Raw genomic sequence first — 18,419 nt, 5'->3', positions numbered from 1 at the left:
AGAATGACGGCACGAGCGGACCCGACCGCTGGAGGGGGCAGATGCACGCTGACCGGGGACTGTCGCGACCACACGGCAACCGGCTGGTCGACCTGGTCGTCAGCCCTGAGCGGGCCGGCGAGCTTGAGCGGGCTGCCGCGCACTGGCCGGACCGGGTGCTCACGGAGCGGCTCCAGTGCGACCTCGAGCTCCTGGCCTGCGGGGCCTTCTCGCCGCTGACCGGCTTCATGGACGAGGAGGACCACCGAGGCGTCTGCGAGCGGCTGCGCCTGGCCGACGGCACCTTGTGGCCCATGCCGGTGGTCCTCGACGTCGACGAGCCCACCCTGCGCCGGGCGACCGCTGTGGGGCGCCTCGCCCTGCGCGACGGGCAGGGGCGCCTCCTGGCCGTGCTCGAACCCCGCAGCGCGTGGCGTGTCGACCCCGGCAGCGAGGCGGAGGCGGTCTTCGGGAAGTGCGACCCGGCGCACCCGTCGGTCCACCGGCTGCTGAACGACACCCACCCCTGGTACGTCGCCGGTCCCCTGGAAGTGCTGCCGCGGGCCGTGCACACCGCCGGGCGGGAGGGGGCCGACCTGCGGTTCTCGCCGGTCGCCCTGAGGCGGCACTTCGACGAGCTCGGCGTGCGTCGGGTCGTTGCGTTCAACACCCGCAACCCGATGCACCGCGCCCACCAGGAGCTCACGGTCCGGGCGGCCCGGGAGACCGGGGCCCACCTGCTGGTGCACCCGGTGGTAGGCCCCACGAAGCCCGGCGACATCGATGTCGCGACCCGGGTCGCCTGCTACCGCCAGCTCCTGCCGAGCTACCCACGGGGCGAGGTCACGCTGGCGCTCCTGCCGCTGGCCATGCGGATGGGAGGGCCCCGAGAGGCCCTTTGGCACGCGATCATCCGCCAGAACTTCGGCGCCACCCACATGATCGTCGGCCGGGACCACGCGGGCCCCGGCACCGACAGCTCGGGGGCGCCGTTCTTCGACCCGTATGCCGCGCAGGCGCTGGTGCGTCGTCACGAGCACGAGCTAGAGATCTCGATGGTGGCCTACCCACAGCTGGGCTACGTGGAGGCGACCGGCAGCTACGAGCCGGTGGAGCAGGTCTCGCGCGGGACCCGGGTCCACGTCATCTCGGGCACCGAGGTGCGGGAGCGACTCGCGCGCGGCGAGTCGCTCCCGGAGTGGTTCACGCCCGGCGCTGTCGCCGAGGTCCTGCGACGGCGTTTCGCCCCCGAGGTCGAAGCGGCGGGCTGAGTGGGCTGGACGAAGGGATCAGGCCGCGGTGAAGGCCTGGAGCTCCGGAATCCGCAGCCCGTGCTCGCTCGCGAGCCGGGCGAGGTTCTCCAGCTCTGCCTCGCGCACCTCGACGAGGAAGTCGTCGCCGCTGTCCTGGGCCTGCTTCAGCGACTCGACCGCGGTCGTGGCACGATCGCGCATCTCGGCGTGGAACTCGGTCATGGTGCACCTCTTCTCAAGCGTCTCGCTCCCGGCTGGCGCAAGGACTCTAAGGGGAAAGACGCTCAAGGCAGGCATCCGGGTTGCCGATATCTCGGTGAACGGGCAGTAAAGGAACGGTCAAGGCGCCCGCCTGACCTGCGTGCTTGGCGCCCCCGTGTGGCCCTGCTCACAATGCCCGGATTGCCCTGTTTGCCAAGGTCTCCGGTCCGGTCGGTGGGCATCTGGGCCCCGGGTGATGCCGGGGGGACGTGGATAGGGCACAATCCGCTGACGCCGACCACCAGAACCGGGCACAAAAGCAGGACCGGCTGCGTTGATGCAGCAGACACGCGCGCCGGCCAGGGCGGGCACCACACCACCGACGCACGAAACCTAAGCAAAGGGGAGCGACAGCGACCATGGCGACTGACTACGACGCGCCGCGCAAGACTGACGACGAGCTGTCCGAGGACTCCATCGAGGAGCTGAAGTCCCGACGGGCCGACAAGAGCGCGTCCAGTGTGGACGTGGACGAGACCGAGCAGGCCGAGGGATTCGAGCTGCCCGGCGCCGACCTCTCCGGCGAAGAGCTCTCCGTGCGGGTGCTGCCGCGCCAGGCCGACGAGTTCACGTGCTCGCGCTGCTTTCTGGTGCACCACCGCAGCCAGCTGGCCAAGGAGGTCAACGGCCAGATGGTGTGCACGGAGTGCGCCGCCTGAGCAGAGCCGCGGCAGAGATAGGGTCAGTCCTCGTGACTGGCCCTTCTCGCGTCCCCGTGCAGATCCGGCGACTCGACCCCGGCCTGCCGCTGCCGGCATACGCGCACCCCGGCGACGCCGGCGCCGACCTGCGGGCCGCCCGGGAGGTGACGCTTGAGCCGGGAGAACGGGCCCTGGTGCCCACCGGCGTGGCCGTCGCACTGCCCGTCGGCTTCGTCGGCCTGGTGCACCCGCGCTCGGGCCTGGCGGCCCGGCACGGCATCGGCATCGTGAACGCGCCCGGCACCGTCGACGCGGGCTACCGTGGAGAGATCCTCGTGAACCTGGTCAACCACGACCCCCGGGAGCCGTTCACCGTCCAGCGGGGTGACCGGATCGCCCAGCTGGTCGTCCAGCAGGTCGCCCTGGCCGATTTCACCGAGGTCGACACGCTCACCGAGAGCGCTCGGGGGGAGACTGGACACGGGGCCAGTGGTGGCTTCGGCGCCGCCCCGGACGCACTGGCACCAGACGCACCATCGAGAGATTGACGAGGCAGTGAGCATCTTCCGACGCAACAAGGACCAGCAGCCGACCGGCGACGACGCCGTCACCCCCGAGGAGGCCCGGGAGCACGGTGCTCCGGAGGACGTCGAGGGCCAGCCCACGCCGTCGACCGCCGACGCCACCGACGACGCAGGTGCCGCCGAGGCGCAGGGTCCCTTCGACGCCAGCGAGGTCGACGGCCCCACCGGCCGCCTCGACCTCGGCGCGCTGTGGATCAAGGGCGTGGCGGGCATGGAGCTGCGGCTCGAGGTGGAGGAGGCGACCCAGAACGTCGTGGGGGCCACCGCCGTCCTCGGCGACTCGGCCGTGCAGCTCCAGGCGTTCGCGGCGCCCAAGACCATGGGCATCTGGGACGACATCCGCTCCGAGATCGCCGAGTCGATCGTCGGCCAGGGCGGCACGGCCGACGAGCAGCACGGCGTCCTCGGCACCGAGCTGCGCACCCGCATGCCGAGCGCCGGCCCGGACGGCCGCACCGTGTTCGCTCCCGCGCGGTTCGTGGGCGTCGACGGGCCGCGCTGGTTCCTGCGTGCCGTCTTCTCCGGCCGTGCCGCGATCGACGACGAGGCCGCCGAGGCCCTCATGGACGTGCTCCGCCAGACCGTGGTGGTGCGTGGCGACGCCGCCATGGCGCCGCGCGAGCTGCTCCCGCTGAGCCTCCCGCAGGAGGTCACCGACGCGGTCGAGGACGAGGCGGACGACGAGGGAGCCGGCCGCAGCGCCGACGACCTCAACCCGTTCGAGCGCGGGCCCGAGATCACCGAGGTCCGGTAGGACTTTCGATGGCGGCAACCCCTGCATCCTCGGGCACCAGTACGGCGGACGGCCGCCACCGCTCGCTCCTCGGTCGGCTCGGCGAGCGGCTGACGAAGACGGCCCAGCAGATCGAGGCCGCCGAGCTGCAGGAGGACACGGCCCGGCACGGCGCCACCCGGATGTCGGACCTGAAGGACCGCCAGGTCGCAACCGTGACCGGCACCGTGCGGGCCGTGACGCTGCGCCCGCGGGTCAACGTGCCGGCCCTCGTCGTCGACCTCTACGACGGCAGCCGGACCATCAACCTCATCTGGCTCGGGCGTCGCACGATCGGCGGCATCGAGCCGGGCACCTACCTGCGCGCGACCGGACGGGTCACCTACGTGAGAGGAATGCCGACCATCTTCAACCCCGCCTACGAGATCGTGCCGTCACGTGGCCACTGAGCAGGAGCCCGTCGCGGCGACCCACCCGGCGCCCACCGTGGAAGAGGTCATCCGGCACCGCCTGTCCACGGCGCTCGGCGGCTGGCGCGGATCCATCGAGTCGGCGATGCCCATGGTGGCGTTCGTCGTCGTGTGGACCTGGCAGAAGGACGTCATGGCCGCCGTGGTCACCGCCGGCGTGCTGACGGCGGTCCTCGCCGTCGTGGCCATGATCCAGCGGCAGAGCCTGCAGTTCATCCTCTCCGCAGTGTTCGCCACCGCCATCGCGGCGTTCTTCGCACTGCGCAGCGGGCGCGCCGAGGACGCCTTCCTGCCCGGGATCCTCACCAGCGCCGCGTGGGGCCTGGGGACGCTGGTCTCGGTGCTCGTGCGCTGGCCCGTGGTCGGGTTCATGGTGGGCGTGGGTGACCCGCGAATGGCCGAGGACCCGTTCGCGTGGCGACGCGACCCCGGGCTGGTGCGGGTGTGCCAGCGGCTCACGATGGTGCTGGTGGCCCTGTATGCCGTGCGGGTGGCGATCATGCTCCCGCTCTACTTCGCCGGGCAGGTCGCCTGGCTGGGGGTCGCCAAGGTGGCGCTCGGGTGGCCGGCCTGGGTGGTCGCGGTCGCGGTCATGGGCTGGATGCTCCTGCGCGGCCAGACCCCGCAGGTCGTGCCGGCGCCCGACAGCGAGCAGACCTGGCAGGACGCGCACCACGAGGGCGGCGAACCCAGGCCGTAGCCGGCCCGACCCTCAGTCGCGTTCGCGCGGGTGGCGGTCTCCGGGGCTGAGCATCGCCTCGAGGGAGTCCTCGAACTCCGGCGTGGTGATGAACAGCAGCTCGTCGTGGGGCTCGAGGGAGTCGTCACGCGACGGCGCGATGGGGTGGTCCTCACGGATGATGCCCACCAGCACCGTCTCACCGGGGAAGGTGATGTCGCCGACGCGCTTGCCGGCATACGGGCTGTCGGCGGGCAGCGTGAGCTCGACCATCGTCGCCCGGCCCTGCTGGAACTGGAAGATGCGCACGAGGTCGCCGATGCTGACGGCCTCCTCCACGAGGGCGGTCATCAGCCGCGGGGTGGAGACGGCGACGTCGACGCCCCAGGCCTCGTCGAACATCCACTCGTTCTTGGGGTTGTTGACGCGGGCCACGGTGCGCGGCACCCCGAACTCGGTCTTGGCCAGCAGCGACACCACGAGGTTGACCTTGTCGTCGCCGGTGGCGGCGACGACCGTGTCGCAGTCGGCGAGGCCGGCCTCGTGCAGGGCGGCGATCTCACAGGCGTCGGCCAGCAGCCAGTTGGCCTCCGGCACCCGGCTGGCCTGCACGTCCTTGCGCTCGCGGTCCATGAGGAGCACCTGGTGGCCGTTGTGGATCAGCTCGCGCGCGATGGAGCGCCCGACGCTGCCCGCTCCGGCGATGACGACTCGCATGTGGGTCCTTCCTTGCCTCAGGCCTCGGCCGGCTGGGGAGCGGAGTCGAGCACGCGCTCGACCACGGGCAGCTCCTCGGCGAGGGTGGCGACATGGAGCAGGTCGCCCTCCTGGTAGACGGTGTCGGCGCCGGGGAGCATCCCGGAGCCGAGGCGGGTCAGGAAGGCCACCCGGCCGCCACTGGCGCCCTCGAGGTCGGTGATCCGGCGCCCGACCCAGCCCGGGTTGACGGGGACCTCGGCGAGGACGATCTTGCCCGACGGGTCGGTGAACTCGGGGACGTGGCCCTGGGGGAGGAGCCGGCGCAGCATCTGGTCGGCCGTCCACTTCACGGTGGCCACCGTGGGGATGCCGAGGCGCTGGTAGACCTCGGCGCGGCCGGGGTCGTAGATGCGGGCGACGACGTGCTCGACCCCGAAGGTCTCGCGCGCCACACGGGCCGCGAGGATGTTGGAGTTGTCACCGCTCGAGACCGCCGCGAAGGCGTAGGCCTGCTGGATGCCGGCGTCGATCAGCGTGTCGCGGTCGAAGCCGACCCCGGTGACGCGCCGACCCTCGAAGCTGGAGCCCAGCCTGCGGAACGCGGACTCGTCCTGGTCGACCACCGCGACGTCGTGTCCCTGACGCTCGAGGCTGCGGGCGAGCGTGGAGCCCACACGGCCACAGCCCATGATCACGAAATGCACGACAGCGACGCTACACGGTGCGGGCTGCCGGATGCGCAAGCCCATCCGGCAGCGGCCTAGAGTGTCTGCGTGCCAACTTCTGGACGCCTCGTCAAGCGCCTCCTCGTCGGTCGGGCCATGCAGAGCAACCGGCTGGGGGAGACGCTCCTCCCGAAGAAGCTCGCCCTCCCCGTGTTCGCGAGCGACGCGCTGTCGTCGGTGGCCTACGCACCGGACGAGATCTTCCTGACCCTCGGCCTGGCCGGAGGTGCCCTGGCGCTGACGCACTCGTGGGAGATCGCGCTCGGCGTCGTGGCGGTCATGCTGGTGGTCGTCGCGTCCTACCGCCAGAACGTCCATGCCTACCCCTCAGGTGGCGGTGACTACGAGGTGGCCACCGTGAACCTCGGCCCGAGGGCGGGTCTCACCGTCGCCAGCGCCCTGCTGGTCGACTACGTGCTGACCGTCGCCGTGTCGATCTCCTCCGGTGTGCAGAACGCCGCTGCGGCGCTGCCCTTCGTGCGGGGCCACGAGGCGCTGGTGGCGGTCGGGCTCGTGGTGCTGCTGACGACGATCAACCTGCGCGGCGTCAAGGAGAGCGGTGCCGCCTTCGCCGCCCCGACCTACCTGTTCATGGTCAGCGTCCTGGGCATGGCCGCCGTCGGGATGGTCAGGCACTTCACCGGCACGCTGCCCCAGGCGGAGAGCGCCTCCCTCGAGCTCGTGGCCGACCCGGAGCACGCCGCCATGAGCGCCCTCGCGATGGGCTTCCTCATGCTGCGCGCGTTCTCCTCGGGCTGCGCGGCGCTCACCGGTGTGGAGGCGATCTCGAACGGCGTCCCCGCCTTCGAGAAGCCCAAGAGCAGGAACGCCGCCACGACCCTGCTGCTGATGGGAACCATCGCCGTCACGATGCTCCTGTCGATGATCGCCCTCGCCACGTGGACCGGCGTGAAGTACGCCGAGGACCCCGCCGAGCAGCTGAGGCGCAACGGCCAGCCGGTGGGTGAGGACTACGTCCAGGAGACCATCATGGGCCAGGTGGCCCACGCGGTCTTCGACGACTTCACCCCCGGAGTCATCCTCGTCTCCATCGTGACCGGGCTCATCCTCTTCCTGGCGGCCAACACCGCCTTCAACGGATTCCCGGTGCTGGGGTCGATCCTGGCGCGGGACGGCTGGCTGCCCCGCCAGCTGCACACCCGCGGCGACCGGCTCGCCTTCTCCAACGGCATCATCATCCTGGCGGGCGCGGCGGCGTTCCTCATCGTGCTCTACGACGCCCAGGTCACGAAGCTGATCCAGCTCTACATCGTCGGCGTCTTCGTGTCCTTCACCCTCAGCCAGACCGGCATGATCCGGCACTGGAACCGGCACCTGCCCCTGGAGCGGGACCCCGCCGCGCGGGCCCGGATGCAGCGCAGCCGCATCATCAACGCCATCGGCGCGGCGATGTCCGGCATCGTGCTGCTCGTCGTCCTCGCGACGAAGTTCATCCACGGCGCGGGCTACGCGATCGCCGCCATGGTCGTGCTGTTCTTCCTGATGCTCGGCATCCGCAGGCACTACGACCGGGTCCGCGAGGAGCTCGCGGTCTCCGAGAGCGACATCGACCACCAGCGGCTGCCCTCGCGCGTGCACGCGATCGTCCTGGTCTCCAAGATCCACAAGCCGACGCTGCGCGCGCTGGCCTACGCCCGGGCGACCCGGCCCTCGGTGCTCGAGGCCATCACCGTCAACGTCGACACGGAGGAGACCAAGGCGCTGCAGCAGGAGTGGGACCGCCGCGACCTGCCCGTCCCGCTCAAGGCGCTCGACTCGCCCTTCCGGGAGATCACCCGGCCGGTCGTCGACTACGTGAAGTCCATCCGCAGCGGCAACCCGCGTGACGTCGTCGTGGTCTACATCCCGGAGTACGTCCTCGGCCGATGGTACGAGCAGGTGCTGCACAACCAGAGCGCCCTGCGGCTGAAGTCGCGACTGCTGTTCACCCCGGGCGTGATGGTCGCGAGCGTCCCGTGGCAGCTCGCCTCCTCGGAGGGCCAGGAGGAGCGGCTCGACGGTCCCTCGGTCGGCGCCGTGCGGCGCGGCGAATGACCGACGCCCCGGACCTCGGCGAGCTGGCCACCGGCGACGAGGTCGAGGTGGTCGTGGGACCGGTGGCCCACGGCGGCCACTGCGTCGCCCGGCACGAGGGTCGCGTCGTGTTCGTGCGCCACACGCTGCCCGGAGAGCGGGTCCGGGTGCGCGTCATGGAGGCCAAGCCGGGCCAGCGGTTCGTGCGAGCCGATGCCGTGGACGTCCTCGAGGCCAGCCCGCACCGGGTCGCCGCGCCCTGCCCGTATGCCGGTCCGGGGCTCTGCGGTGGCTGCGACTTCCAGCACGTCGAGCTCACCGAGCAGCGATGCCTGAAGGCGAGCGTGGTCCGCGAGCAGTTCGCCCGCCTGGCGGGGCTGGACGTCGACGTGGAGGTCGAGGCGGTGCCGGGCGACCGCCACGGCCTCGGCTGGCGCACCCGCGTGGAGTTCGCCGTCGACGCCGAGGGCCGAGCCGGCCTGCGCCGGCACCGCTCGCACGACGTCCTCGCCATCGACGACTGCCTCATCGCCCACGACCGCGTGAGGGAGGCCGGGGTCCTCGGCAGGAGCTGGCCGGGTGAGCGGGCCGTCGACGTCGTCGCGCCCAGCACCACCGGGCAGGCCGTGGTGGTGCCGGTGCCCAGCGGCGAGAAGACCGCCCCGGTGGTCCGCGAGTCGGTCCGCGCGGGGGCCTGGGAGGCGACCTTCGAGGTCGGCGCGCGCGGGTTCTGGCAGGTGCACCCCGGTGCCGCGGCGACCTTCGTCGAGGCGGTGCTCCAGGCGCTGGGTCCGCGACCGGGGGAGCGTGCGGTCGACCTGTATGCCGGCGTGGGGCTCTTCGCGCTCGCCCTCGCCGACGCGGTCGGGCCCGACGGGGCGGTGCTCGCCGTCGAGGCGGAGGGGCCGGCGATGGCCAGTGCCCGCCGCAACACGGGGACCCACCCGTGGGTCGAGCTGCGACCGGGGCGGGTGGACAAGGTGCTGAAACCCCTGGTGCGACAGGGAATCCGCGCTGACCTCGTGGTGCTCGACCCGCCGCGCACCGGCGCGGGCCGACAGGTCGCGCAGCAGGTCGCGGGCCTGGGCCCGAGGGCCGTCGCCTACGTGGCCTGTGACCCGGCAGCGCTCGCCCGCGACACGGCATACCTGAGGGAGGCCGGGTACGGCCTGCGCGCGCTGCGCGCCTTCGACGCCTTCCCCATGACCCACCACGTCGAGTGCCTCGCCGTCTTCGAGCCGCAGGGAGCCTGAGTGAGCCAGCCGTTCGCCCACACCGTCGAGGTGCGCTTCTTCGAGGTCGACCAGGCGGGGGTGGTCTTCAACGCGTGGTACCTCGCCTGGTGCGATGACGCGCGACTGGCCTACCTCGCGTCCCTGGGGTACCCGCTGGAGAAGGCAATCGCCGATGACGCGGTGCCGCTGGTGCGCCACGCCGACATCGAGTGGCTGGCCAGCCTCCAGGCGGGGGACCACGCCGACATCGTGGTCCGGCCCGTGCGCGCGGGGGAGTCGTCCTTCACCCTGCGCCACGAGATCCACCGGGCCGGCGACGGCCTGCTGTGCGCGGTCGTGACCATCACCTACGTTGCCGCAGGCCTGGCCGTGCGGGCCAAGAAGCCGCTGCCCCTTTCCTTGCGGGAGGCTTTGGAGAAGGATCGACTGGATTCGTAGCGGCGCAGCCTCCCCGCCGCGCCGTACGCGGGGCGGGGGAGCACTGGACGACGCCGATGTGGTTAGATATCTTGACGTCAAGATAAATGAGACTCTGCTGCGGAAGGAGCAGGCTGTGGCCAGCGCGAACAGCTTCAATGCACACGGCGAGCTGAAGGTGGGAGGAAACTCCTACGAGGTCTACCGGCTCTCGGCGGTCGAGGGCAGCCAGACCCTGCCCTACAGCCTCAAGGTGCTGCTGGAGAACCTCCTGCGCACGGAGGACGGCGCCAACATCACCGCCGACCACATCCGGGCCATCGGCGGCTGGGACGAGAACGCCGAGCCCGACACCGAGATCCAGTTCACGCCGGCCCGCGTGATCATGCAGGACTTCACCGGCGTGCCGTGTGTCGTCGACCTCGCCACCATGCGCGAGGCGGTCGCCGAGCTCGGCGGCGACGCGGCCCGGATCAACCCGCTGAGCCCCGCCGAGCTCGTCATCGACCACTCCGTCATCATCGACGTCTTCGGCCGTCCCGACGCCTTCGAGAAGAACGTCGAGATCGAGTACCAGCGCAACCGCGAGCGCTACCAGTTCCTTCGCTGGGGCCAGACCGCGTTCGACGACTTCAAGGTCGTACCCCCGGGCACCGGCATCGTCCACCAGGTCAACATCGAGCACCTCGCCCGGACCGTCATGGTCCGCGACGGCGTGGCGTACCCCGACACCTGCGTCGGCACCGACTCGCACACCACGATGGTCAACGGCCTCGGTGTGCTCGGCTGGGGCGTCGGCGGCATCGAGGCCGAGGCGGCCATGCTCGGCCAGCCGGTCTCGATGCTCATCCCTCGCGTCGTCGGCTTCAAGCTCTCCGGCTCGATCCCCTCCGGTGCCACGGCCACCGACGTCGTGCTGACGATCACCGAGATGCTTCGCAAGCACGGTGTGGTGGGCAAGTTCGTCGAGTTCTACGGCGACGGCGTCTCCCAGGTGCCGCTGGCCAACCGCGCCACGATCGGCAACATGAGCCCGGAGTTCGGCTCCACCTGCGCGATCTTCCCGATCGACGACGTCACCCTGGAGTACCTGCGCCTGACCGGCCGCTCCGAGGAGTCCGTCGCGCTCGTCGAGGCGTACGCCAAGGAGCAGGGCATGTGGCTCCAGGCCGGCCCGGACCAGCCCGAGGCGCGCTACTCCGAGTACCTCGAGCTCGACCTGTCGACCGTCGTGCCGTCCATCGCCGGCCCGAAGCGCCCGCAGGACCGCATCGCGCTGACCGACGCCAAGTCCGCCTTCCGCAAGGTCCTGCCGACCTACGTCTCCCACCACGAGGGCGACCCGGGCCAGGCGTCGAGCTTCCCCGCCAGTGACCCCACCGCCCAGGCCGGCAGCAGCACCGACGGCCAGAACGGCGGCGACAAGCCGGCCGACGAGGGCAACGGCGTCGACCGTCCGTCGCGCCCGGTGAGCGTCACCACCGCCGAGGGCAACACCTTCGAGATCGACCACGGCATCGTCTCGATCGCCTCGATCACCAGCTGCACCAACACCTCGAACCCGTCGGTGATGATGGCCGCGGCCATGCTCGCCAAGAACGCCGTCGACAAGGGCCTGTCGGTCGCGCCCTGGGTGAAGACCTCGATGGCGCCCGGCTCCAAGGTGGTCTCCGACTACTACGAGAAGGCCGGCATGTGGCCCTACCTCGAGAAGCTCGGGTTCCACCTCGTCGGCTACGGCTGCACGACCTGCATCGGCAACTCCGGCCCGCTGAACGACGAGATCTCGAAGGCGATCAACGACAACGACCTCGCCGTCGTGTCGGTGCTCTCGGGCAACCGCAACTTCGAGGGGCGCATCAACCCCGACGTGAAGATGAACTACCTCGCGTCGCCGCCGCTGGTCATCGCCTACGCCCTCGCCGGCACCATGGACTTCGACTTCGAGACCGAGCCGCTCGGCAGGGACACCGAGGGCAACGACGTCTTCCTGCGTGACCTGTGGCCGGCGCCCGCGGACGTCGAGCGGACGATCTCGGAGAGCATCACCAAGGAGATGTTCACCAGCGACTACGCCGACGTCTTCGCCGGTGACGAGCGCTGGCAGTCGCTCCCCACCCCCGAGGGCAACACCTTCGAGTGGGACGCGGAGTCGACCTACGTCCGCAAGCCCCCGTACTTCGAGGGCATGCAGATGGAGACGACCCCGGTCGAGGACATCGACGGCGCAAGGGTGCTCGCCAAGCTGGGCGACTCGGTCACGACCGACCACATCAGCCCGGCAGGCTCGATCAAGGCCGACAGCCCGGCGGGCAGGTACCTCGCCGAGCACGGCGTCGAGCGCAGGGACTTCAACTCCTACGGCTCGCGCCGCGGCAACCACGAGGTCATGATCCGCGGCACCTTCGCCAACATCCGCCTGAAGAACCAGCTGCTCGACGGGGTCGAGGGTGGCTTCACCCGCAACTTCCTCGCCGGCGGCGAGCAGACGACGATCTTCGACGCCTCGGCCGCCTACCAGAAGGCCGGCGTGCCGCTGGTGATCCTGGCCGGCAAGGAGTACGGCTCGGGCTCGTCCCGCGACTGGGCCGCCAAGGGCACCCGACTGCTGGGCGTCAAGGCCGTCATCGCCGAGAGCTACGAGCGCATCCACCGCTCCAACCTCATCGGCATGGGCGTCCTGCCGCTGCAGTTCCCCGCCGGTGAGTCCGCGGACTCGCTCGGCCTCGACGGCACCGAGACCTTCTCGGTCTCCGGTGTCACCGAGCTGAACTCGGGCACCACGCCGCGCACGGTCAAGGTCGTGGCGCAGAAGGAGGGCGGCGAGGCGGTCGAGTTCGACGCGGTCGTCCGCATCGACACCCCCGGCGAGGCCGACTACTACCGCAACGGCGGCATCCTGCAGTACGTCCTCCGTTCCCTCGTGAACGGCTGACGCCAACAGCACCGCAACGAGAGGGGTGTGCCGCGTGGTCACCACGCGGCACACCCCTCCGTCGTGTCCGGGGTCGGTGGCTCACCGGGCGGCGCGCGGTTGCCGGCCACGACGCCTACGTTGGCGTCATGAGCTCATCGCGTCCTGCCGCTGCCCTGGACTGGCTGCTCGACAAGTCCGTCGTGCTGGGGTGGTCGAGGGTCGGTCCCGCCGTGCGGCAGTACTGGTGGCCTGCCGACCCGCCCGCTGACGCGCTGCGCGGCAAGCACGTCGTGGTCACCGGGGCCAGCGGGGGACTGGGCCTGGCGACGGCCGCCGGCCTGGCCGGGCTGGGCGCCGACGTGCACCTGGTCGGGCGCAGCCTCGACCGCCTGCACACCGCCGAGGAGCAGATCCGGGCACAGCACCCCGACGCGCGGCTGCACTCCGCCGCCTGCGACGTCGGCGACCTCGAGGCGGTGGAGGACTACTGCGCGACGCTGTCGCGCGACGTGACCTCCCTGCACGCCCTCGTCCACAACGCCGGCCTGCTGCCGCCGGAGCGCGGGACCACACCCCAGGGCCACGAGCTCACGCTGGCGACCCACGTGCTCGGCCCGCACCTGATGACCTTCCGCCTGGCCGAGGTGCTGCGTGGTGGCCGGGTGCTGGTCGTCGCCTCCGGCGGCATGTACGGTCAGGGGCTGCCCGAGGACGACTACGAGTACGCCCAGGGCGAGTACTCCGGGGTGACGGCCTACGCGCGCACCAAGCGCATGCAGGTGGTGCTGGCCGAGCAGTGGGCGCAGCGACTGCGCCGGCACGGGATCGACGTGGCGTCCCTGCACCCCGGCTGGGGCCGCACGCCCGGCCTCGACGAGGCACTGCCCGGCTTCGTGCGCGTCATGGGTCCGTTGCTGCGCACCGCCGAGGCCGGTGCCGACACCACCGTCTGGCTGACGGCCACGCCCGACCCGTGGCCGACCGGCCGCTTCTGGCAGGACCGGCGCCCACGCCCCACCCACTACGGGCCCCTGCACCGGGAGACCGAGCAGGCACGCGAGCGCTTCTGGCAGTACGTGCGTGACCAGACGGGGGTGCCGCAGGACTGAGCCGGCGGTCGGGTCCGGGACGGGCCTGTCGGCCCCGTCGCGGACAATGGTGCTGTGAGCAGCGCTGTGCCCCCCGGTTGGCCCGATGGCGTCCCCCCGCCCGAGAGCGAGGGGTGGCAGGTGCCCGCCATGTCGTGGCTGCTCGACCACTGCCCGCCCGACTACCGCGGGTATGCCGGGTGGCGGCGGTACCCGGTGGCGCTCGCCTGGGTGGCGTCCCGGCACATCGAGGCGCAGCTGGCGGCCATGCGCCAGGCCTACCGCGAGGCGCGGGTGGAGCTCGGTGACCGGGTGCCCGCCGACGGGCTGGCGCAGATCATGGCCGACATCGAGGCCGAGGGGGTGCGGCTGCTCGCGGCCAAGCGCAGCGCCGCCCTGCTGTACGAGGCGCTCCAGGGAAAGCGATTCGTCCCCCGCCTGTGACGGGCAGGTCTAGGGTCGGAGGGTGCCCCCGCAGTCGCGAGCTGCAGCCGGTCCGGTTGACGGACCGGCCCGCCAGCCATGGCTGCACACCCTGACGACCTGCGTCGACGGCAACACCACCGTGTTGTCGGACCGCTCCGGTGACGTCACCGCCGGCTCGGCGAACGGACTCTACGTCGACGACGTCCGCGTCCTGAGCCACCTCGCGCTCACGGTGCAGGGCGAGGCGCCTGCCTGGGTGGCGAGCGAGGCGCGCGGCGCCACGGCCGAGTTCCTCCTGTCGGCCCGCAACCTCGGCGTCCCCGGTGCCGACCCCCAGGTCGAGGTCCGGCGCACCAGGGGGCTGGAGGGGCCGCACCTGCGCGAACGGGTCGCCGTCACCAACCGGGGACCCGACCCGGTGAGCTGCCGGCTGCAGCTCGAGCTCGCGGCCGACGGGCGCGGCATCGCCGCGGTGAAGGCGGGGCACACCGCTGCGCAGCCGGTCGAGCCGCGCATCGCACCGGTGGGCGCCACGTTCGCGCTCGACCGGCACGAGACTGCCGTCGCCTTCGACCCGGCGCCCGAGGAGGTCACCGGAGAGGGAGGTGTCGTCCGTGCCGTCTTCGAGCTCGAGGTCTCCCCGCAGGCGACCGCCACCGTGGTGCTCAGCGCCGAGGTCCGGCGCACGGCCGCGTCGGCGCTGGACGCCGACCGCGGGTCTGACGCGGCCCTCTGGCAGGGCCTGGTGGTGGAGTCCGACGACCCCCGGCTGGGGAGGGCCTTCACGGCCGCCGTCGACGACCTGCGCCACCTTCTGCTGCGCGACCCGCAGGCGCCGGACGACGTGTTCGCCGCGGCCGGGTCGCCCTGGTACCTCACCTTGTTCGGGCGTGACTCGCTGTGGACGGCCCGGATGATGCTGCCCTTCGGCACCGAGCTGGCGGCCGGGACCCTGCGCACGCTCGCCCGCCGCCAGGGGCGGCGCCTCGACGAGGAGACCGCGGAGGCGCCGGGCAAGATCCCCCACGAGCTCCGCCGCACGGCATACCACGACCCGGAGAGCGGCCTGTCGCTCCCGCCGGTCTACTGGGGCACCGTCGACGCGACCGCGCTGTGGGTGTCCCTGCTCGGCGAGGCCTGGCAGTGGGGGCTGCCCGAGAGGGAGGTGCGCGACCTGCTGCCCGCCCTGCGGGCCGCCGTCGGGTGGCTCACCGGCCCGGGCCAGCCCGACGACGACGGCCTGTTGAAGTACCTCGACACGACCGGCACCGGTCTGGCGAACCAGGGGTGGAAGGACTCCGTCGACGCGATCCGGTGGCGCGACGGGCGCATCGCGGACGGACCGATCGCGCTGGTCGAGGCCCAGGCGTATGCCGTCGAGGCCCTCGACCACGCGGCCCGCCTCCTCGGGGCGCTGGGGGAGGAGGGGGCGCTGGAGGCGGAGCAGGCGGCGGCCGCCCTCCGCCACCGCGTGGCGCAGCGGTTCTGGGTGTCCACGGACGCCGGCGAGCACCTGGCCATGGCGCTCGACGGGTCCGGAGCGGCCGTCGACGGCCTCGGCTCCAACATGGGCCACGTCCTCGGCACCGGCACCGTGACCGGCGGCCAGGCGGTGCGCGTCGCCGAGGTGCTCACGAGTGCCGAGATGCTCGACGCCTTCGGCGTGCGCACGCTGGGCAGCCGCAACGGAGGCTTCAACCCGATCGGCTACCACACCGGCTCGATCTGGACCCATGACACGGCCATCGCCGCCTGGGGCCTGGCCCGCGAGGGGCACCGGGCCGCAGCGGGACGCGTCGCCCGTGCGCTGCTCGACGCGGGGGAGGCGTTCGGCTACCGCTACCCGGAGCTGTACTCCGGCCTGCCGCTCCTGGGCCGGCCCGCGCCCTACCCCGCGTCCTGCCTGCCACAGGCCTGGTCGGCCGCGTCGGCCGCCGTGCTCGTCACCGTGGCGCTCGGGCTGCGGCCGGACGGGGAAGGCGGGCTCCTGGTGACCCCGCCTCCGACCGCGCCCTTCGGGGCCGTCACGGCCCACGGGCTGCGGTTCCACGGCCACCCGTTCTCGGTGCAGGCGGGGCACGACGGCACCGCGCTGGTGACCGGGCTGCCGGACGAGTTCGAGGTGTCCGTGGGGAGCGCATAGACTCAGACGGTTCCCCTGGAAAGGACTGTCCTCATCGTGGGTGTGCTCGAGACCATCACCGGCCCTGACGACCTCAAGCGGCTCTCCGCCTCGCAGCTGCCGGACCTCGCGGAGGAGATCCGCACCTTCCTCGTCGACTCCGTGTCGAAGACGGGCGGCCACCTCGGCCCCAACCTCGGCGTGGTCGAGCTCACCATCGCCCTTCACCGGGTCTTCGACAGCCCCCGGGACGCCATCGTCTTCGACACCGGCCACCAGTCCTACGTGCACAAGCTGCTGACCGGCCGGCAGGACTTCACGGGCCTGCGCACGCGTGACGGCCTCTCCGGCTACCCGAGCCGCGCCGAGTCCCCCCACGACGTCGTGGAGAACTCGCACGCCTCCACGTCCCTGTCGTGGGCCGACGGCATCGCCAAGGCGCGCCGCCTGCGGGGCGAGCGCGACCGGCACACGGTCGCCGTCATCGGCGACGGCGCGCTCACCGGCGGCATGGCGTGGGAGGCGATCAACAACATCGCCGCCGACAAGGACCTGCCGCTGGTCATCGTCGTCAACGACAACACCCGCTCCTACGCCCCGACCATCGGCGGCCTCGCCGACCACCTCGCCACGCTGCGCACCACGCGTGGGTACGAGCGCTTCCTCGACTGGGGCAAGCACACGCTGCACCGCACCCCGGTGGTCGGCGGTGCTATGTACGAGACGCTCCACGGCATGAAGAAGGGCCTGAAGGACATCGTTGCCCCGCAGGGGCTGTTCGAGGACCTCGGCCTGAAGTACCTCGGCCCGGTCGACGGGCACGACGAGCAGGCGGTCGAGGCGGCGCTGCGCCGGGCCCGCTCGTACGGCGGTCCCGTCCTCGTCCACGTCATCACGCAGAAGGGCCGCGGCTACGACCACGCCCGCAACCACGAGGGCGACCGCTTCCACGCCGTGGGCGTCATCAACCCCGAGACCGGGTTGCCCCTGGAGATCTCCGGACGTTCCTGGACCGACGAGTTCAGCGACGAGATGGTCGCCATCGGCGCGGAGCGCGACGACGTCGTGGGCATCACCGCAGCCATGCTCATCCCGGTCGGCCTGAGCGACTTCGCCGAGGCCCACCCCGACCGCATCTTCGACGTCGGCATCGCCGAGCAGCACGCCACCACCATGGCCGCGGGCCTGGCCTTCGGCGGGCTCCACCCGGTCATCGCCGTCTACGCGACCTTCCTGAACCGCGCCTTCGACCAGCTGCTCATGGACTGCGCGCTGCACAAGGCCGGCGTCACGTTCGTGCTCGACCGCTCGGGCATCACCGGTCCCGACGGCGCTTCGCACCACGGCATGTGGGACATGACGCTCACCGGCATGGTGCCCGGACTGCACCTCGCGGCGCCCCGTGACGGCGAGCAGGTGCGCGCCGCCCTGCGCGACGCGGTCGACATCAGCGACGCGCCGAGCGTGATCCGCTTCCCGAAGGGCACTGCGCCCGAGCCGATCCCGGCCGTGGCGCGCCTCGGCACCGTCGACGTGCTGCGCCAGCCCTCGGGCGACCGCGATGGGATCGACCTGCTCGTGGTGGGCATCGGGTGCATGGCGGCGGCGGCGCTCACCGTCGGGGAGAAGCTCGAGGCCCAGGGCCTGAGCGTCCAGGTGGTCGACCCGCGCTGGTCGCTCCCGGTCAGCCCCGACCTGGTCGAGGCCGCCCGCTCCGCCCGCGCCGTCGCCGTCATCGAGGACAACCTCGAGATCGGCGGCGTGGGAACGCACATCGCGGCCGCGCTCACCGAGGCGGGCCTCTCCGTGCCCGTGCACCAGCACGGCATCCCCACCGAGTTCATCGACCACGCCTCGCGCGGCCAGATCCTCGACCGGCTCGGGCTGACCCCCGAGAGCATCGCCAGCGAGCTGGTGGCCCGCCTGTCCTGACCCCCTGCACCGGCGAGCAGGCGCCGGAGGGGCGCGGCCGCGCGGGCCTCGAAGCCTTCGCGCCCACGACTCATCGCTGTGGGCCGGGTCCACCCGGGCGGTCGTCTTTGTGTGACTGCGGCCCACTAACGCCCGACTTGGCCTCCCGTAGGTTGACGCCCGAACTGGCCCGGACGCATCTTCTCGCGCAGTCGGCGCGGGCGTCGGTCCAAGGGGAGGACAAC

17 protein-coding genes are annotated in these 18,419 nt (G+C 71.9%); 14 read left to right on the top strand and 3 right to left on the bottom strand.

Translation table 11 applies throughout. The features are described 5' to 3' along the window. Window positions 1-41 precede the first annotated feature (41 nt). A complete protein-coding gene (gene sat / locus P0Y31_RS08210) occupies window positions 42-1,250 on the top strand; it encodes a sulfate adenylyltransferase (RefSeq protein ID WP_275868191.1) in 1,209 nt (402 codons plus the stop codon). Between the two features lie 18 nt (window positions 1,251-1,268). Here sat and P0Y31_RS08205 read toward each other — a convergent pair whose 3' ends face one another. Next, entirely contained in the window at window positions 1,269-1,454 is a 186-nt protein-coding gene (locus tag P0Y31_RS08205; protein WP_275803345.1) for a hypothetical protein, read from the bottom strand. A gap of 398 nt (window positions 1,455-1,852) precedes the next feature. On the opposite strand from P0Y31_RS08205, the gene P0Y31_RS08200 reads away from it, so the two are divergent. The 5 genes from P0Y31_RS08200 to P0Y31_RS08180 are packed head-to-tail and all read left to right on the top strand — an operon-like array spanning window position 1,853 to window position 4,621. Continuing rightward, on the top strand, window positions 1,853-2,152 hold the full coding sequence (locus P0Y31_RS08200) for a DUF4193 domain-containing protein (RefSeq protein ID WP_275803344.1): 300 nt from the start codon (window positions 1,853-1,855) through the stop codon (window positions 2,150-2,152). A 32-nt stretch (window positions 2,153-2,184) separates the two neighbouring features. Then, a complete protein-coding gene (gene dut / locus P0Y31_RS08195) occupies window positions 2,185-2,682 on the top strand; it encodes a dUTP diphosphatase (protein WP_275868188.1) in 498 nt (165 codons plus the stop codon). A gap of 7 nt (window positions 2,683-2,689) precedes the next feature. After that, the gene (locus P0Y31_RS08190; protein ID WP_275868186.1) at window positions 2,690-3,472 is read left to right on the top strand and encodes a DUF3710 domain-containing protein; all 783 of its coding nucleotides are present in this window, start codon (window positions 2,690-2,692) and stop codon (window positions 3,470-3,472) included. A gap of 8 nt (window positions 3,473-3,480) precedes the next feature. Then, window positions 3,481-3,900, top strand: a complete 420-nt coding sequence (locus tag P0Y31_RS08185; protein WP_275868184.1) for an OB-fold nucleic acid binding domain-containing protein — start codon at window positions 3,481-3,483, stop codon at window positions 3,898-3,900. Continuing rightward, on the top strand, window positions 3,890-4,621 hold the full coding sequence (locus tag P0Y31_RS08180) for a DUF3159 domain-containing protein (RefSeq protein WP_275868181.1): 732 nt from the start codon (window positions 3,890-3,892) through the stop codon (window positions 4,619-4,621). Before P0Y31_RS08185 ends, P0Y31_RS08180 begins: the two co-directional genes overlap by 11 nt. Before the next feature lie 12 nt (window positions 4,622-4,633). On the opposite strand, the gene P0Y31_RS08175 is transcribed toward P0Y31_RS08180, so the two are convergent. Next, window positions 4,634-5,317, bottom strand: coding sequence for a TrkA family potassium uptake protein (locus P0Y31_RS08175; protein WP_275803334.1), 684 nt, complete (start codon window positions 5,315-5,317; stop codon window positions 4,634-4,636). Between the two features lie 17 nt (window positions 5,318-5,334). After that, on the bottom strand, window positions 5,335-6,003 hold the full coding sequence (locus P0Y31_RS08170) for a TrkA family potassium uptake protein (protein ID WP_275868178.1): 669 nt from the start codon (window positions 6,001-6,003) through the stop codon (window positions 5,335-5,337). Window positions 6,004-6,120: 117 nt separating this feature from the next. On the opposite strand from P0Y31_RS08170, the gene P0Y31_RS08165 reads away from it, so the two are divergent. The 8 genes from P0Y31_RS08165 to dxs all read left to right on the top strand — a co-directional run bounded on the left by P0Y31_RS08165 (window position 6,121) and on the right by dxs (window position 18,195). Further along, window positions 6,121-8,079 (top strand): APC family permease, encoded by a 1,959-nt coding sequence (locus P0Y31_RS08165; protein WP_275868920.1) that lies wholly within the window; start codon window positions 6,121-6,123, stop codon window positions 8,077-8,079. Next, a complete protein-coding gene (locus tag P0Y31_RS08160; protein WP_275868176.1) occupies window positions 8,076-9,311 on the top strand; it encodes a class I SAM-dependent RNA methyltransferase in 1,236 nt (411 codons plus the stop codon). The genes P0Y31_RS08165 and P0Y31_RS08160 overlap by 4 nt, the downstream gene beginning before the upstream one ends. Further along, a complete protein-coding gene (locus P0Y31_RS08155) occupies window positions 9,312-9,731 on the top strand; it encodes a thioesterase family protein (protein ID WP_275868174.1) in 420 nt (139 codons plus the stop codon). Window positions 9,732-9,846: 115 nt separating this feature from the next. Then, window positions 9,847-12,645 (top strand): aconitate hydratase, encoded by a 2,799-nt coding sequence (locus tag P0Y31_RS08150; protein WP_275868172.1) that lies wholly within the window; start codon window positions 9,847-9,849, stop codon window positions 12,643-12,645. Between the two features lie 128 nt (window positions 12,646-12,773). Beyond that, window positions 12,774-13,736, top strand: coding sequence for an SDR family NAD(P)-dependent oxidoreductase (locus P0Y31_RS08145; RefSeq protein WP_275868169.1), 963 nt, complete (start codon window positions 12,774-12,776; stop codon window positions 13,734-13,736). A gap of 129 nt (window positions 13,737-13,865) precedes the next feature. Then, window positions 13,866-14,159, top strand: a complete 294-nt coding sequence (locus P0Y31_RS08140) for a hypothetical protein (RefSeq protein WP_275868918.1) — start codon at window positions 13,866-13,868, stop codon at window positions 14,157-14,159. Between the two features lie 22 nt (window positions 14,160-14,181). Further along, window positions 14,182-16,284 carry a glycogen debranching N-terminal domain-containing protein gene (locus P0Y31_RS08135; RefSeq protein ID WP_275868167.1) on the top strand — a complete coding sequence of 701 codons (2,103 nt, stop codon included), beginning with the start codon at window positions 14,182-14,184 and terminating at the stop codon, window positions 16,282-16,284. 36 nt (window positions 16,285-16,320) lie between these two features. Next, on the top strand, window positions 16,321-18,195 hold the full coding sequence (gene dxs, locus P0Y31_RS08130) for a 1-deoxy-D-xylulose-5-phosphate synthase (protein WP_275868165.1): 1,875 nt from the start codon (window positions 16,321-16,323) through the stop codon (window positions 18,193-18,195). Window positions 18,196-18,419 lie beyond the last annotated feature (224 nt).

Source organism: Knoellia sp. 3-2P3, assembly GCF_029223115.1.
GTDB lineage: Bacteria > Actinomycetota > Actinomycetes > Actinomycetales > Dermatophilaceae > Pedococcus_A.
The sequence above is the reverse complement of the archived record's forward strand: the minus strand, read 5'-3'. Positions and strand labels throughout refer to the sequence as shown.